The organism is Alcaligenes sp. YSL9, from assembly GCF_030515105.1.
GTDB classification, from domain to species: domain Bacteria; phylum Pseudomonadota; class Gammaproteobacteria; order Burkholderiales; family Burkholderiaceae_B; genus Alcaligenes; species Alcaligenes phenolicus.
On record NZ_JALXJU010000001.1, the window covers coordinates 1426595 to 1442578 of the forward strand.

Annotated in this window: 13 protein-coding genes; 9 read left to right on the forward strand and 4 right to left on the reverse strand. The window is 57.7% G+C overall.

Annotation, left to right across the window (positions count from 1 at the left end):
- Positions 1-106: 106 nt before the first annotated feature.
- The 9 genes from leuS to M2Q46_RS06700 all read left to right on the forward strand — a co-directional run bounded on the left by leuS (position 107) and on the right by M2Q46_RS06700 (position 11702).
- Positions 107-2767 carry a leucine--tRNA ligase gene (leuS, locus tag M2Q46_RS06660; protein WP_035272544.1) on the forward strand — a complete coding sequence of 887 codons (2661 nt, stop codon included), beginning with the start codon at positions 107-109 and terminating at the stop codon, positions 2765-2767.
- A 2-nt stretch (positions 2768-2769) separates the two neighbouring features.
- Positions 2770-3402, forward strand: a complete 633-nt coding sequence (gene lptE, locus M2Q46_RS06665) for an LPS assembly lipoprotein LptE (RefSeq protein ID WP_026483068.1) — start codon at positions 2770-2772, stop codon at positions 3400-3402.
- A 2-nt stretch (positions 3403-3404) separates the two neighbouring features.
- Positions 3405-4466 (forward strand): DNA polymerase III subunit delta, encoded by a 1062-nt coding sequence (gene holA, locus M2Q46_RS06670; protein ID WP_060186927.1) that lies wholly within the window; start codon positions 3405-3407, stop codon positions 4464-4466.
- A 122-nt stretch (positions 4467-4588) separates the two neighbouring features.
- Positions 4589-5830, forward strand: a complete 1242-nt coding sequence (locus tag M2Q46_RS06675; protein ID WP_302357048.1) for a glutamate-5-semialdehyde dehydrogenase — start codon at positions 4589-4591, stop codon at positions 5828-5830.
- A gap of 3 nt (positions 5831-5833) precedes the next feature.
- Positions 5834-6250, forward strand: a complete 417-nt coding sequence (locus M2Q46_RS06680) for a CopD family protein (protein WP_035272539.1) — start codon at positions 5834-5836, stop codon at positions 6248-6250.
- A gap of 10 nt (positions 6251-6260) precedes the next feature.
- Positions 6261-9107, forward strand: coding sequence for a THUMP domain-containing protein (locus M2Q46_RS06685; protein ID WP_302356935.1), 2847 nt, complete (start codon positions 6261-6263; stop codon positions 9105-9107).
- A 214-nt stretch (positions 9108-9321) separates the two neighbouring features.
- Complete coding sequence (locus M2Q46_RS06690) at positions 9322-9840, forward strand: RDD family protein (protein ID WP_026483072.1); 519 nt, start codon at positions 9322-9324, stop codon at positions 9838-9840.
- Between the two features lie 43 nt (positions 9841-9883).
- Positions 9884-10795, forward strand: a complete 912-nt coding sequence (gene hslO, locus M2Q46_RS06695) for an Hsp33 family molecular chaperone HslO (protein WP_009456504.1) — start codon at positions 9884-9886, stop codon at positions 10793-10795.
- 79 nt (positions 10796-10874) lie between these two features.
- Entirely contained in the window at positions 10875-11702 is an 828-nt protein-coding gene (locus tag M2Q46_RS06700) for a hypothetical protein (RefSeq protein ID WP_239054487.1), read from the forward strand.
- Between the two features lie 245 nt (positions 11703-11947).
- Here M2Q46_RS06700 and ftsB read toward each other — a convergent pair whose 3' ends face one another.
- The 4 genes from ftsB to M2Q46_RS06720 all read right to left on the reverse strand — a co-directional run bounded on the left by ftsB (position 11948) and on the right by M2Q46_RS06720 (position 15963).
- Complete coding sequence (ftsB, locus tag M2Q46_RS06705) at positions 11948-12253, reverse strand: cell division protein FtsB (protein ID WP_203145623.1); 306 nt, start codon at positions 12251-12253, stop codon at positions 11948-11950.
- Positions 12254-12298: 45 nt separating this feature from the next.
- Positions 12299-13585 carry a phosphopyruvate hydratase gene (eno, locus tag M2Q46_RS06710; RefSeq protein WP_009456510.1) on the reverse strand — a complete coding sequence of 429 codons (1287 nt, stop codon included), beginning with the start codon at positions 13583-13585 and terminating at the stop codon, positions 12299-12301.
- A 354-nt stretch (positions 13586-13939) separates the two neighbouring features.
- On the reverse strand, positions 13940-14386 hold the full coding sequence (locus tag M2Q46_RS06715; protein WP_052159446.1) for a MarR family winged helix-turn-helix transcriptional regulator: 447 nt from the start codon (positions 14384-14386) through the stop codon (positions 13940-13942).
- Between the two features lie 2 nt (positions 14387-14388).
- Entirely contained in the window at positions 14389-15963 is a 1575-nt protein-coding gene (locus M2Q46_RS06720) for an MFS transporter (protein ID WP_152602627.1), read from the reverse strand.
- Positions 15964-15984 lie beyond the last annotated feature (21 nt).

Sequence of the window (15984 nt, forward strand, 5' to 3'; positions counted from 1 at the left end):
CCATTACGCTCATGCACACTGCCCACCTTGCAGCCGTCCACAGCGAGATTTGCCCCGTATAATGGCGGATACTCCTTTACTTTTGTCTAAAACGGTATTGCCACTCATGCAGGAACGTTACAACCCCAGCGAGGTTGAACAACTCGCTCAGCAAAACTGGACCGATCGGGACGCCTATCGCGCCGTCGAAAACGCCACCGCTCCCGATGGCTCGCTCAAACCCAAGTTTTACGCATGCTCCATGCTGCCCTACCCCAGTGGCAAGCTACATATGGGCCACGTGCGCAACTACACCATCAACGACATGATGGCGCGCCAGCTACGCATGCGCGGTTTTAACGTTCTCATGCCCATGGGCTGGGATGCCTTTGGCATGCCCGCTGAAAACGCCGCCATCAAATCGCAGGTTCCGCCCGCCAAGTGGACTTACGACAACATCGCCTACATGAAAAAGCAGATGCAGGCGATGGGTCTGGCCATCGACTGGTCGCGTGAAATGTGTGCCTGCGATCCCGAATACTACAAATGGAACCAGTGGCTGTTCCTGAAGATGCTGGAAAAAGGCATTGCCTACCGCAAGACTCAGACTGTGAACTGGGATCCGGTGGATCAAACCGTTCTGGCCAACGAACAGGTTATTGAAGGCCGTGGCTGGCGCTCGGGCGCGCTGGTTGAAAAGCGTGAGATCCCCGGCTACTACCTGCGCATTACCGACTACGCTGAAGAGCTGCTGGACACCGTGAAAACCGGCCTGCCCGGCTGGCCCGAGCGTGTGCGCCTGATGCAGGAAAACTGGATCGGCAAGAGCCAGGGTGTGCGCTTTGCCTTCCCTCACGATATTCGTGACGAGCAAGGCCAACTGATTCAGGACGGTCGTCTGTACGTGTTCACCACCCGCGTGGACACCATCATGGGCGTTACCTTCTGTGCTGTTGCCCCTGAACACCCGCTGGCTGCCCTGGCTGCCCGCAACAATCCCGAGCTGACTGCCTTTATTGAAGAATGCAAGAAAGGCGGCACCACGGAAGCCGACATGGCCACCCGTGAAAAAGAAGGTCTGCCTACCGGCCTGAGCGTCAAGCACCCACTGACCGGTGCGGACGTTCCTGTCTGGGTCGGTAACTACGTCTTGATGAGCTACGGCGACGGTGCCGTCATGGGCGTGCCTGCTCACGACGAGCGCGACTTCGCCTTTGCCCTGAAATACCAATTGCCTATTCAACAAGTGATTGGCGTTGAAGGCAAAGAGTACGACGCCACTCAATGGCAAGACTGGTACGGCGACAAGCAGCAAGGCCAAACCATCAATTCCGGCAAGTACGACGGCCTGGCGCATGCCGCCGCCGTGGACGCAATTGCGGCAGACCTGAATGCTCAAGAGCTGGGCGAGAAACAAACCACCTACCGTCTGCGCGACTGGGGCATTTCCCGTCAGCGTTACTGGGGCACCCCGATCCCGATCATCCACTGCGAGGATTGCGGCCCGGTTCCTGTTCCAGAAAAAGACCTGCCCGTGGTTCTGCCCGAAGAGCTGATTCCCGATGGCAGCGGCAACCCGCTGAACAAGCACGAAGCCTTCCTGAAGTGCACCTGCCCTTCTTGCGGCAAGCCTGCACGTCGCGAAACGGACACCATGGACACCTTTGTGGACTCGTCCTGGTACTTCCTGCGCTACACCACACCCAAACTGAACGACTCCATGACCGATCCACGCACCGACTACTGGATGCCCATGGATCAGTACATCGGTGGTATCGAACACGCTGTGCTGCACTTGCTGTACGCCCGCTTCTGGACCAAAGTCATGCGCGACATGGGCCTGGTCAAGATTGACGAGCCCTTCACCCGCCTGCTGTGCCAGGGCATGGTGCTGAACCACAGCTACACCCGCCGCACACCTCAAGGTGGTATCGAGTACTTCTGGCCTGAAACCGTCGAAAACGTCTACGACGAAAAAGGCGCGATTATCGGTGCCCGTTTGAAGAGCGATGGTCAGCCCGTGCAGTACAACGGCATCGGCACCATGTCCAAGTCCAAGAATAACGGCGTGGACCCCCAATCCCTGATCGACACGCTGGGCGCGGATACCGCCCGCCTGTTCATCATGTTTGCCAGCCCGCCAGAGCAAACCCTGGAGTGGTCGGATTCGGGCGTGGATGGCGCCAACCGCTTCCTGCGTCGCCTGTGGGCCTTCTGCTATAACCACGCCGATGCTCTGCGCGCTGGCAACGCCCAACAAGCCACCGACTGGAGCGATCTGGATGCGGCCGCCAAGCGTACCCGTCTGGAAATTCACTCCTTGCTCAAGCAAGCCAATTACGACTACGAGCGTATTCAATACAACACCGTGGTTTCGGCTTGCATGAAGATGCTCAACACCCTGGAGCAGACTCAATGGGAAGACACTCCCGCCGCACAACGTGCACTGGCTGAAACCACGTCCATTCTGTTGCGCGTGCTGTACCCTGTCGTCCCTCACATCACCTGGCAGTTGTGGCGTGAACTGGGTTGGGCAGACAGCCTGGGCGATATGCTCGACGCCCAATGGCCTGCTGTGGATGAACAAGCCCTGATTGCTGACGAAGTGGAGCTGATGCTGCAAGTCAATGGCAAGCTGCGCGGTTCATTGGTCGTGCCTCAGGGAGCGGAAAAAGCCGCCATTGAACAAGCCGCAGCCGAACACGCTGCCGTGCTCAAGTATCTGGAAGGCCGCCCCGCCAAGCGCATCATTGTGGTGCCTGGCAAACTCGTTAACGTCGTAGGTTAATCATGCACCTAGCCCGCCTGCTTCCTTCCAGCTCCTTGTCTGTTCCTGCACCCAGGTTCTGGGGACTGGCGGGCTTGATGATCCTGCTCAGTGTTGTTCTGACAGCGTGTGGCTTTCACCTGAAAGGGGTAGCCCCGCTGCCGTTCGACACGATTTACACCAACATTACGGACAACAGTGCGTTTGGCGCGAATCTGCGTCGAACCTTGTCGGCCAGTTCACCGCAAACCCGCTTTGTGGAGCGCCCGCAAGACGCTGAAGCCATCTTGCAACAACTCTCCCACAGCCGTAATCAACGCGAAATCTCCATCAACGCCAAAGGCCAGGTGGAAGAGTACGAACTGCAACTGACCTTTGTGTTCGAGCTGCTGGACGCCAAAGGCCGCGTGATCCTGCCGCCCACAACACTGAACGTCATTCGTGAAGTACCGTACGATGCCGAGGCTGTACAAGCCAAAGATAGCGAAATCGAGATGATTTTCCGCGATATGGAACAGTCTTTGATCAATCGCATTGTGCGTCGCTTGAGTTCGCCCGACGTGACCAGCGCCTACCATTACATAAGCAGCCAACCAGAGGCCAGCTCCATGGAAGAGATGGAACTGCTGCCCACTCGACAACAGGCTCCGCTGTAAGAATGGGACGCAGGGCCGACCACGACACCTTGCTGCGCGAGCTGGCCACGCCATCCGCAGCCTTTCAACCGCTTTATGTGGTGTCCGGTGACGAGCCTCTGTTGCTGGTTGAAGCGGCGGATGCGGTGCGCGCCCGCGCCCGCCAGGACGGCTTTACCGAACGCAGCAGTTTTACCCTGGATGCACGGGCCGACTGGTCGCAGCTGTTTGCTGTAGCCCAGAACATTTCCCTGTTTGGCGATCAAAAACTGGTGGATGTCAATATTCCCAGCGGCAAACCTGGCAAGCCAGGCGGCGACGCCCTGCAAAAGCTGTGCGAGCTGATCAGCGGGGGGCAAATGGATGGCACCAGCTTTCTGATTCAACTTCCCCGGCTGGACAAAGCTACACGCAACAGCAAATGGTGTCAGGCTCTGGAACAAGTGGCCTGCTGGGTTGATATTCAGCCCATCAACCGCAACTCTCTGGCAGGCTGGATTGCCCAGCGCCTGAAAGCCCAGGACCAAAGCCTGGAGCGCAACAGCCTGGAATGGATGGCTGACAAGGTTGAAGGCAACCTGCTGGCCGCCCATCAGGAAATTCAAAAACTGGCCCTGATTTACCCACCAGGCCAGCTTAGTCAGGAAGAACTGGAAAACGCGGTTCTGAACGTAGCCCGCTACAGCGTGTTTGATCTGCGTGACTCCATGCTGGCAGGTCACAGTCAACGCGCCCTGACGGTGCTTGATGGCTTGCAGGCAGAAGGCGAAGCCCTACCCCTGGTCTTGTGGGCTGTAGGCGAAGAAGTGCGTACCTTGGCCCGCTTGTCACAAGCGCGTCAGCAAGGACAGGACCTGTCCAACCTGTTTCGCCAATACCGCATTTTTGGCCCGCGTGAAAAACTCGTTCGTCAGGCCCTGGACCGTATCCCGCCTCAAAGCTGGCCCGCTTCGGTTCTGCATGCACACGATATAGACCGTTTGATCAAAGGCCTGCACCCCAACGGACGTCAGCAAGACCCGTGGGAAGAAATGCGCCGCCTGACCATGCGTATCGCGGTCGCGACACAAGCGCCCCGCCGCTAAGCGTCCGATACCCCTTAACTTCTTAATTGTTGCGATAATGCTCTCTTGAACCGGAGAGTTACACGGCTATGAACGATATCACCCAGTCCTCTGCCGCCACCCAGGTCGGCGATCTGTCTTCCATGATGCAAGATTTGGGCAAGCGCGCCCAGCTTGCTGCCCGTCGTATGCGCGCCGCCACAGGCAAAGCCAAGGCCGACGCCCTGCGCTATATGGCTGATGCCCTGATTGAGCAAAAAGCCCAGTTGCAAGCAGCCAACGAGCTGGACTTGCAAGCGGCACGTGAACGTCAGATTTCCCCGGCCATGATCGAACGCCTGGTCCTGTCCGACCGCGCCCTGGAGATCATGACCACCGGCCTGCGTCAAATTGCCGATATGGATGATCCGGTTGGCCAGATCAGCGCCTCGCGTACCCGCCCGAATGGCATGCGCGTGGCTCAGATGCGTGTCCCTTTGGGTGTCATCGGCATCATTTACGAGTCGCGCCCCAATGTGACTATTGACGCCGCTGCCCTGTGCCTGAAATCGGGCAACGCCACGATTCTGCGCGGTGGTAGCGAAGCCTTTCATTCCAACCAGGCCCTGGCGCAGATCATCTCCAGCAGCCTGGAACGTGCTGGTTTGCCCAAAGAAGCCGTGCAAGTGGTTCCCACCACGGACCGCGATGCTGTTGGCCTGCTCGTAACCATGAACGACTACGTGGACGTCATTGTCCCGCGTGGTGGCAAGAGCCTGATCCAACGACTGAGCGCCGAAGCCACGGTTCCTCTGATCAAGCACCTGGACGGCAACTGCCACGTCTATGTGGACGAATTTGCCGATCTGGAAAAAGCGACCCGCATCGTATTCAACGCCAAGACCTACCGCTACGGTATTTGCGGCACCATGGAAACCTTGCTGGTTCACCGCAGCATTGCACCCGCTTTCCTGCCAGAAATGGCCCGCCAGTTGCAGGAAAAAGGGGTGGAACTGCGTGGCTGTGAGCAGACCCGTGCCCTGGTTGCCAATGTGGCCCCTGCTACCGAGGAAGACTGGGAAACCGAATTTGCCGCGGCCATTCTGGCAATCCGCATTGTGGACTCCATGGACCAGGCCATGGACCATATCGCACAGTACAGCTCAGAGCACACCGAATCCATCGTGACGGAAAACCTGAGCCTGGCCGAACGCTTCCAGCGCGAAGTAGACTCCAGCTCCGTCATGGTGAACCTGCCTACCTGTTTTGCCGACGGCTTCGAGTACGGCCTGGGCGCAGAAATCGGCATTTCCACCAACCGTCTTCATGCCCGCGGCCCTGTTGGCCTGGAAGGCCTGACGACCTACAAATGGGTCTTGCACGGCAATGGCCAAATGCGTGGTTAAATCATGCTTTGGCTAAAAACATTTCACATCTTGTTTGTGACCTCCTGGTTTGCAGGGCTGTTCTACTTGCCCCGCATCTATGTCAATCTGGCCCAGGAGCAAGATGCCAAGACCTATGAAACGCTTCTGGGCATGGCCCGGCGCCTGTATCGCTTTATGGCTCCTCTGGCCATTTTGACTTTGCTGACAGGCCTGGGATTGTTTTTGTATTACGGCATAGGCAAAGGACAGGGCTGGATGCACGCCAAACTGACCCTGGTCTTGATCCTGTTTGCCTTTCACGGTGTGTGCGGACGCTATCTGCGGCAGTTCCAGCAAGGGCAACAAAGCCGCTCACACGTATTCTTCCGCTGGTTCAATGAAATTCCGGTCATCGTTCTGCTGCTGGTCCTCATCCTGGTGGTTATAAAACCCTTCTAATACCTTATTCATGTCAGACCAATCTGAACGCAAGACACTAAGCCTGAACCCAGGCACTAAAAAGAAAGCCAGCAATGCGGAACCCCGCGTGCGCTCGGGTGCGCGCGCACGAGCAGCCAGCCTGCAGCAAGACCGCCAGGGCGGCCCCAAGCGCGAGACCCGCCCCTACGTAGAGAAACGTGACCAGGACCGCCGCGAGCGCCCTGCTTTCAACCGCGACCGCGCAGATCGTCCTCAATCGGGCGAGCGTCGCGAATTTTCAGGCGAACGCCGTGAGCGTCCCGCATTCAACCGTGATCGCGACAGCCGCCCACAATCAGGCGAGCGTCGTGAGTTCTCCGGTGAACGCCGGGAATTCTCGGGCGAACGCCGTGAACGCCCCGCATTCAACCGTGACCGTGACAGCCGTCCGCAATCGGGTGAGCGTCGTGAGTTCTCCGGTGAACGCCGGGAATTCTCGGGCGAACGTCGTGAACGACCCGCATTCAACCGTGACCGCGACAGCCGCCCACAATCGGGCGAGCGTCGTGAGTTCTCCGGTGAACGTCGGGAATTCTCGGGCGAACGTCGTGAACGACCCGCATTCAATCGTGACCGCGACAGCCGTCCACAATCGGGTGAGCGTCGTGAGTTCTCAGGTGAACGCCGGGAATTCTCGGGCGAACGCCGTGAACGTCCTGCATTCAACCGTGACCGCGACAGCCGCCCACAATCGGGTGAGCGTCGTGAATTCTCCGGTGAACGCCGTGAGCGTCCCGCATTCAACCGTGACCGCGACAGCCGTCCCCAATCGGGCGAGCGTCGTGAGTTCTCCGGCGAGCGCCGCGAGCGTCCTGCATTCAACCGCGATCGTGACAGCCGTCCGCAATCGGGCGAACGTCGTGAATTCTCCGGTGAGCGTCGTGAACGTCCTGCATTCAACCGCGATCGTGACAGCCGTCCGCAATCGGGTGAACGTCGTGAATTCTCCGGTGAACGCCGTGAGCGTCCCGCATTCAACCGTGACCGCGACGGCCGTCCGCAATCGGGCGAACGTCGTGAGTTCTCCGGCGAGCGTCGTGAACGCCCCGCATTCAACCGCGATCGTGACAGCCGTCCGCAATCGGGTGAACGTCGTGAATTCTCCGGTGAACGCCGTGAGCGTCCCGCATTCAACCATGACCGTGACAGCCGTCCGCAATCGGGCGAACGTCGTGAATTCTCCGGTGAGCGTCGTGAACGTCCTGCATTCAACCGTGACCGAGACAGCCGCCCTCAGTCTGGCGAGCGTCGTGAGTTCTCCGGTGAGCGTCGTGAACGCCCTGCATTCAATCGTGACCGCGACAGCCGCCCTCAAACAGGCGAGCGTCGTGAGTTCTCCGGTGAGCGTCGTGAACGCCCTGCATTCAATCGTGACCGCGACAGCCGCCCTCAAACAGGCGAGCGCCGCAATTTCTCGGGTGAACGCCGCGAGCGTCCAGCCTTCAAGGGCGACAAGGAATCTTCGGAGCGTACCCCTGCCGGCAAAATGCCCAGCAAGCTGTTTAGCCCGGCCGGTGACTCCGATGCCTTTCCTCAATATGTCTCGCCTATTCAGCGTGTAGACAGCCCCCAGGCCCCCAAGCCCGGTCAGCGCCTGCCCGATAGCAATATCGAGCAAAACGAGCGCGTCCAGGTCAAGGCTCTGCAAGGGGAACGCTACCGTCTGTTTGCTCCCTGCCCACAAGGGCTGGAAGAAGCGCTGTCGCTGGAACTGCAAGCACTAGGCTACGAGAACGTTCAAACCGGCCGTGCGGGCTGCCATTTTGATGCGGACTGGATCGGTGTCATGCGTGCCAACCTGTCCTCGCGACTGGCGACACGCATTTTGCTGGAAGTCTCGCACGCTCCTGTCACCAACGAAGAGGACATTCTGGCCCTGGCTCGGGTGACTCCCTGGGAACGCTGGTTTGGCCCCGAGCAGACACTGCGTGTCGACACCTCGGCCGTACGCAGCCCCATGCAAAGCTTGCAGTACTGCAATCTGCGCGCCAAAGACGGGATTTGTGACCGCCTGCGTGATCTGGAAGGCGCACGTCCTTCCATCGATACCGTACGCCCGGATGCCAAGGTGCATTTGTTCCTGGACGAGACCAGTGCCACCTTCTACCTGGATACCAGTGGCGAGTCCCTGTTCAAGCGCGGCTGGCGTCACGACAAGGGCGATGCGCCTTTGCGTGAAAACCTGGCAGCGGGCCTGCTGGCCCTGTCTGGCTGGGACCCCAGCAAGCCTTTGATCGACCCCTTCTGCGGTAGTGGCACGATTCTGATCGAAGCCGCCTGGATGGCTTTGGGAGCGCCTCCCGGCATCTGGCGCCCCTTCCACTTCGAGCGTCTGCGCTGCCACGACCAGCGCTTGTGGCGTGATATCAAAGACGAAGCGCGCTCCATGATCGCACCTCGTCTGGATACTCCATTGATTGGCTACGACATCAACTCCACCGTTCTGGATGCAGCCCGTTCCAACCTGGAACGCTCGCACCTGACGCTGGAGACGATTCGCTTCGAGCAAGGCGATGCCCTCAAGATTCGTCCAGAAACGGAAGCCGGCTGGATTGTCACCAATCCTCCTTACGGCGAGCGCCTGGAACATCAGGACGAGGACTTCTGGCCAAACTGGGCCAGCAACCTCAAGCAAAACTTCGCCAACTGGAGCGTGAACATGATCAGCAGCGACCTGGAGCTGCCACGTCATATGCGCCTCAAGCCCAAGCGTCGTTACCCGCTGTACAACGGTGCTCTGGATTGCCGTCTGTTCTGCTTTGACATGGTTCCGGCCAGTTATCGCAATAACGAGACAGCCTCGGACGCCAGCGAAGACTCAGCCAGCGCCGAATAAGCGTCAAGCCGTCTTGTACAAGGCAACAAGGGCCAAGTCCATGAAAATGGCTTGGCCCTTGTTTATTGAGACAAGCCCCCCATATCTTGATTACTTTTCTACCCTTCTGGGGCCCGCCCGACTCCATGCCTTCTGTTCCAGCCCCGAACCGGCAGCATTCCGTTAGGCAGCGATATACGCGATAATGGCAGTCTCCCCTGCCTCAAGACGCACCATGACACCCACTTTCACTACTCCTGGCCGCTGGCGACGCTTTGCCTGCATGATGTATGAATCCATCCTGCTATTTGGCGTTATTTTCACCACCGGCTATCTGTTTGACACCTTGACCCAAAGCCGTAGCGGCCTGGATCTGCGTCATGTGCGTCAGGTCGTTTTATTTATTGCGCTGGGGATTTATTTCGTGCTGTGCTGGCGCAAAGTGGGCCAGACCCTGCCCATGAAAACCTGGCATATGCGACTGGTAGACGAGCAAGGTCAGATTCCTGCCCTGCGTACCCTGCTGCTGCGTTATATTCTGCTATGGCCCCTGCCCTTGCTGGGAGCTTTGCTGGTTCAGCTTCTGTCTGGCTACACAGGCTATGCGTCCACGGACCTGCTTATCGTGTTTACGCCTTTTCTGAACTTCATCTGGACCTGGTTCGACAAAGACCAGCAGTTCCTGCACGACCGTCTTAGCAAGACTCGCCTGATCGATGCGCGCCCTACCCGTGTTACTTCGGCAGCCACCTGAGCAGGCAGGCTGCCTCTTCATTTTTTAGTAGTACAGCAAAGTCATGACTGACATTTTAAAAAAATACTTGTTCGCCGACCAAAGCACACGAGCCCAGATTGTTCATCTTGAGCAAGCCTGGCAAATGGGTCTGGAACACCAGCACTATCCTGCCTGCATCCGCGACTTGCTGGGCGAGCTGGTAGCCGCTTCGGTACTGCTGGCGGGCAACCTCAAGTTTGACGGCTCCCTGATTTTGCAAATCCAGGGCGACGGCCCGATCGCCTTGCTGGTGGTGGAATGCACATCGGACATGGACATACGCGCAACGGTGTCGCTGCGTGAGAACCATCCCGTGCCCCAAACTGGCACCTTGCAAACCCTGCTGAACCCGCAAGGCCAAGGTCGCTTCACCGTAGTACTGGCCCCGCGTCAAAGCAGCAAGGATTTCCGCCCCTACCAAGGCGTGGTGCCTCTGGAAGGCGAGACCGTTGCCGAGGTTCTGCAAACCTATATGCGCACCTCCGAGCAGTTGGATACCCACCTGTGGCTGGCCGCCGACGAAAACCGTTGTGCAGGGCTGTTGCTGCAACGTATCCCGCCCCAAGGCGGCCACAGCCTGGCGCAAAACCTGGACACCTGGGAACGCGCCCTGGCGCTGGGCTCCACCGTCCAGACACAAGAATTGCTGCAACTCGATAGCGACACCTTGATTCATCGCCTGTTCTGGGAAGAAGACCTGCAAGTCTTTGAACCTCAGTCCGTGCGCTGGCATTGCCCCTGTTCCCGTCAACGCGTCAGCAATATGCTGCGCATGCTGGGCCGGGCAGAAATCGAGCAAATGCTGGCAGAACAAGACACCATCAATGTGTCCTGCAACTTCTGCGGCAAGCCCTATCAGTACGATGCAATTGACTGCGCGTCCCTGTTTGTCGACAAGGGCGATACCCAGCCTGGTGACGATACCCTGCACTAAGCAGAAACCGCTACGAAGGACTACACCCGCACAAGTCCTTCTACCAAGCTAAAAGACACTCAGCCATGATGGCAACATCATGGCTGATTCTTTTTCCTCACCCCATCCTCAATCTGGTTTGGCTGGCGCTCACATCATGGGAGCCCTGCTTGCAATCATCCTGCTGAGCTGGCTGGTGCTGGACGTGCTGACGCTGTACTCCTTGCGCGTACGCCTGCAACACGGTCTCTTGCATGCCGCTCGCCAAGCCAGCGTGCAGCATGCCCGACCTGAAACCATTGCCTCGGCATTCAGCCAAACACTGGCCGCTGCCAAAGTGCCGCTACACGATCAGTGGCAGATCCAGATCCTGTCGCCCTCACCACAGGCTTTTATGCTGCATGGCAGGCCTTCCCGGCTTCATGAGGGGCGTACAAGCATTACCCAGGGCTGGCAGGCACAACAGGCGGATCAAGCCAGCCACGGCGGCCCCAGCATCTACCAGGCCAACACATTGCACTTGTACCTGCTCTATGCCCATAAGCCGGGCCCTCTTTCCTTACTTCGCCTGCTACCCAAGCTTGCCGCCAGCATGCCTGGCCCTTCAGGTTCGGCAGCGGTCTGGCTACGCCTGGAAATTAGACACCCTATGCAGTCCGATGCCGTGCAGTGGGATGACTTGGCTGACGGTCGGGTCGTCTATGCCCAGCAGACTGAAAACGAGCTTGCCTTGCCAGTTTCCCAAACAGGCTGGTCCACAGACCTGGAGCTAGCAGAACCGCCATCAACGGACGGGGATGGCCGTCTGCCATCATGGGATGGCCCTGCTCAAGGATCAGGTGATGCTTCCCCTTCTCCAGGGCCTGCCGCCCCCACACCAGACTCAGGAGGAGCTGACTACTCACCTCCAAACCCTGCTTGCTACTAATCGCCGAGCCAGCCAGAGCGGGTGGCGGGTGGCGGGTGGCGGGTGGCGGGTGGCGGGTGGCGGGTGGCGGGTGGCGGCAGCATAGGACGCGGTAAACGCATTCCTGACCCAAGCGGGAAACAGACGTACAGTCGCCGCAATCAGCAGTTGTGGCCGTAGTCGGGACAGCAATAAGGGAAAAAAGAAGAATTATCAGAAAGGAACCGGCTGAACAGCCGTTCCAGCAGCGCCTTGCGCGCTACTTCTTAACGTGGGCTGCTTGTTGTGGAAGCCGAACCACCGGGAGGCACAATCTGCACAAAGATCTCGCCTTCACGCATCATGCCAAACTCGCTACGGGCGCGCTCTTCGACTGCATGGGTACCCGAGCGTAAATCCTGAACCTCGGCCAGCAAGGCGTTATTACGCGCCGTCAGGGCTTCATTGGTTTCTTTTTGCGCAACCAGCTTGGTCTGCATTTGCCGTACATCCAGCCAACCGCCTTTGCCCCACCATAAAGCGTAATGGGTTACCAGGGTCAGGCACAGCAGAAGCAGGACGATAAGGCGCATGGCGATATAAGAACCGGGTCTTCCGACCCGGTTCATCAAACAGAATTAGCGCAGATTATAGAACGCTTCGCGACCTGGGAAGGTAGCAACTTCTGCCAATTCTTCTTCAATACGCAACAACTGGTTGTACTTGGACATGCGATCGGAACGGGACAGGGAGCCTGTTTTGATCTGCATGGCATTCGTAGCCACAGCGATATCCGCAATCGTGGAGTCTTCGGTTTCACCCGAGCGGTGCGAAATCACGGCGGTGTAACCAGCGCGCTTGGCCATTTCGATGGCAGCAAAGGTTTCGGTCAGGGTGCCGATCTGGTTGATCTTGATCAGGATGGAGTTACCGATACCCAGTTCAATGCCCTTCTTCAGGATCTTGGTGTTGGTTACAAACAAATCGTCACCAACCAACTGGATCTTGTCGCCCAGTTGCTGGCTCAGAATGCGCCAGCCGTCCCAATCGTCTTCGGCCATGCCGTCTTCGATGGAGATGATGGGGTACTTGTCGCACCAGTTGGCCAACAGATTGGCAAAGTCTTGCGAGCTCAGGGACACGCCGCCTTCGCCAGCCAGGTGGTATTTGCCGTCGCGGTAGAACTCGGAAGCGGCGCAGTCCAGGGCCAGAGCGATCTGGGTGCCAGGCTCGTAGCCAGCCTGTTCGATAGCGCGCAGGATCAGTTCGATAGCGGCTTCATGATTGGCCACGTTAGGAGCAAACCCCCCCTCGTCGCCCACAGCGGTGGACATGCCCTGATCGTGGATCAGGCCTTTCAGCGTGTGGAACACTTCTGCACCCATGCGCAGCGATTCGCGGAAGCTCTTCGCGCCCACGGGCATGATCATGAATTCTTGCAGATCCAAGGTGTTGTTGGCGTGTGCGCCACCGTTGATGACGTTCATCATCGGCACGGGCATGGCCATGGCACCACTGCCACCAAAGTAGCGGTACAGGGACAGACCCGAATCATCAGCAGCGGCACGGGCCACAGCCATACTGGCAGCCAGCATGGCGTTAGCGCCCAGGCGGCTCTTGTCTTCGGTGCCGTCCAGCTCGATCAGGGTACGATCGATAAAGGTTTGTTCTTGAGCATCCAAGCCCATCAAGGCTTCGGAGATTTCTGTGTTCAGGTTCTCGACAGCGCGCAAAACACCTTTGCCCAGGTAACGGCTCTTGTCACCATCACGCAGCTCCAACGCTTCGCGAGCGCCAGTGGATGCACCAGATGGAACGGAGGCACGCCCCATAGCGCCCGATTCGAGCAATACATCACACTCCACCGTTGGATTACCACGGGAGTCCAGAATCTCGCGGCCAATAATATCTACGATTGCACTCATGATTTTGACAGTCCTGCCTGAAGTAGCATTAAGCTAGATAAGTTAAACAATCCTGCTGCCGGGCATATCGCCGTAAGCCGATGTGAAAATCAGCTTGAAAAGGCGCCTAGCCTGGAAGTTGAAAAGATCAGCAAGCGCGACAGCTATAGTGCAATCAGCGCCCCCTGCCCTCCTGCTAAAACAGGATTGTACCTGCCCATGACACAGCCGTGCCATGTCTGGTCCCGAAAGCTGGAAAAAAGCCTGGATTCAAGACCCTGCCTTCATCCTGATCGAAACCGGCACGTGTTTATTATCACCAGAAATTCCGAGACTAGGCGGCGTCTCTGTAAATACAAAAAGTACCGATACGTCTCAAAGTAAATCTTTGTCGGCCGCTTTCAACAAGGCGCTTTCCCAGTTGCCCAGCAAGGTGATCAACTGATTCAGATCCTGATCAGAGAAGTCTTGCAGCATGGCTTCCACCAGACGACGACGCCGGGGCAAGGTGGCTTCCACCAGCTCGCGGCCAGCGGGGCTTAGACGCACATTGGTCAGCCGGTTGTCCTGCTCATCCGTGAAACGCTCGACCAGCCCCAGGGACTCGATGCTTTTAAGCTGCCGTGTCACCGCAGCCGGATCAATGCGCAGCAGACGCACCAACTGCTTTTGAGACAGACTACCCTCTTCCTGGTACAAGGAAATCAGGATACGCCAGCGTGGCAAGGGCATCCCCAACTGCTGATCAAATGCCGCCATCAGGCTGCGATACGTGCGCCCCAGCTGCTGAGCCGCTTGAAGTTGCGGAAATTCATTCATCATGTTCAAGACTGTTCTTGACGATTAAAACGTATCGGTGGCACTTTGCGTACCCAATAAAAACACCAGACTATCAGCAGCAAGGTCACGGCCATCCCCATATTGACGGCATGTGCCAGGGCGTCTCGGGCCAAGCCCAGATACACCTGCCCTTCCTGCCCGGCCTGCTCCAGAAACTGCGTCTGCTGACTCACACTCATCAGAACTTGCGGATCTTGCAGGGAGTTGACCAGGCTTGTGGGCAAAGCCGCCAATTGCGTGCGGATGGCCTCCCCATACTGATAATTGATCAGGGTTCCGACCACAGCAGTACCCAACATGCCACCCACCATGCGCATGGACTGTAGCATGGCCGTGGCAATGCCCAGCATGGAGCGTTCCACAATTTCCTGCGCAAATACCGTCAGATTGGGCATGATGCAACCGACCCCGGTGCCAGCAATAGTGGCATAGATCACAAAATGCCAGTGCGGGTCGGTCTTCTTGATGAACACCATACCCAGGCAGGCGATCGTCAACAGCACCAGACCCAGATACAGCATCAAGGTAGGACGACGCAGGCGTGTAATCGTACGGCCATTAATGATACTGCCCACCGTAATGAACACGACCAAGGGTGTGATCAACAAACCGGCGGTTTGTGGTCGCAGCCCATACCCCCCTTGCAACAACAAGGGCGCATAGAACAAGAGACCAAACAGAATAAAGCCCAAGCCCGCAGACAGAACCAGCAAAGAGAATTGGGCTGGGCTACTGAACAAGACCAGGGGCAGCAAAGGTTCTGCCACCCGTCGCTCCCAGGTCACCAGCAGAACAAAAGCGGCCACACTGCACAGGCCAAGCAAAACCATCAAATAGCTGCCCCCATATTGCGGCAGCAACTCTACCAGCAACTGGATACAGGCCAAACCGACCATCAACAAGAAAGCACCCAAGTAATCCATGCGGACCTGGGTTTGACGAAAATGACGGATCTGCGGCAAATAGCGATAGACAAAATACAGGCTTAACAAACCCACGGGCAGATTCACATAAAACACGGAGCGCCAGCCATAGTGCTCGGTCAGAATTCCGCCCAGAAAGGGCCCTATCCCGTTCGCAATCCCAAAGGAAGCGCTCAGCATGACTTGCCAGCGCAAACGCACACGGGGGTCAGGAAACAGATCAGGCACACAGGCAAATGCGGTCCCCACCAGCATGCCCCCCGCAATCCCTTGCAAGGCACGTGCCAGTACCAGCTGCAACATGCTTTGCGCCATGCCGCAGAGCACGGAAGCCAGGGTAAACAAAACGATGGACACCAGCACAAAGCGGCGGCGTCCATAAAAATCTCCCAGACGGCCAAAGATAGGCACGGTAATCACTGAAGTCAGCAAATACGCCGTTGCCACCCAGGCATACAGTTCAAAACCATGCAGCTCGGAGACAATGGTGGGCAAGGCTGTCCCAACCACGGTCTGATCAATTGCCACCAACATCACCACAAAGCACAGCCCCATCATCGCCAGTATGGACTCTGTGACTGACAAGACCCGCCCCGGCGTCTTTTGTGCTGTTTCCGATACGTTTACCATTTCCATTGACCATGCAATTATTGCCTA

What these genes read in the sequence shown, in the direction of transcription:
- leuS (WP_035272544.1), top strand. Translation starts at nt 107, where the DNA reads ATGCAGGAACGTTACAACCCCAGCGAGGTTGAACAACTCGCTCAGCAA.
- lptE (WP_026483068.1), top strand. Translation starts at nt 2,770, where the DNA reads ATGCACCTAGCCCGCCTGCTTCCTTCCAGCTCCTTGTCTGTTCCTGCA.
- holA (WP_060186927.1), top strand. Translation starts at nt 3,405, where the DNA reads ATGGGACGCAGGGCCGACCACGACACCTTGCTGCGCGAGCTGGCCACG.
- M2Q46_RS06675 (WP_302357048.1), top strand. Translation starts at nt 4,589, where the DNA reads ATGATGCAAGATTTGGGCAAGCGCGCCCAGCTTGCTGCCCGTCGTATG.
- M2Q46_RS06680 (WP_035272539.1), top strand. Translation starts at nt 5,834, where the DNA reads ATGCTTTGGCTAAAAACATTTCACATCTTGTTTGTGACCTCCTGGTTT.
- M2Q46_RS06685 (WP_302356935.1), top strand. Translation starts at nt 6,261, where the DNA reads ATGTCAGACCAATCTGAACGCAAGACACTAAGCCTGAACCCAGGCACT.
- M2Q46_RS06690 (WP_026483072.1), top strand. Translation starts at nt 9,322, where the DNA reads ATGACACCCACTTTCACTACTCCTGGCCGCTGGCGACGCTTTGCCTGC.
- hslO (WP_009456504.1), top strand. Translation starts at nt 9,884, where the DNA reads ATGACTGACATTTTAAAAAAATACTTGTTCGCCGACCAAAGCACACGA.
- M2Q46_RS06700 (WP_239054487.1), top strand. Translation starts at nt 10,875, where the DNA reads ATGGCTGATTCTTTTTCCTCACCCCATCCTCAATCTGGTTTGGCTGGC.
- ftsB (WP_203145623.1), bottom strand. Translation starts at nt 12,253, where the DNA reads ATGCGCCTTATCGTCCTGCTTCTGCTGTGCCTGACCCTGGTAACCCAT.
- eno (WP_009456510.1), bottom strand. Translation starts at nt 13,585, where the DNA reads ATGAGTGCAATCGTAGATATTATTGGCCGCGAGATTCTGGACTCCCGT.
- M2Q46_RS06715 (WP_052159446.1), bottom strand. Translation starts at nt 14,386, where the DNA reads ATGATGAATGAATTTCCGCAACTTCAAGCGGCTCAGCAGCTGGGGCGC.
- M2Q46_RS06720 (WP_152602627.1), bottom strand. Translation starts at nt 15,963, where the DNA reads ATGGAAATGGTAAACGTATCGGAAACAGCACAAAAGACGCCGGGGCGG.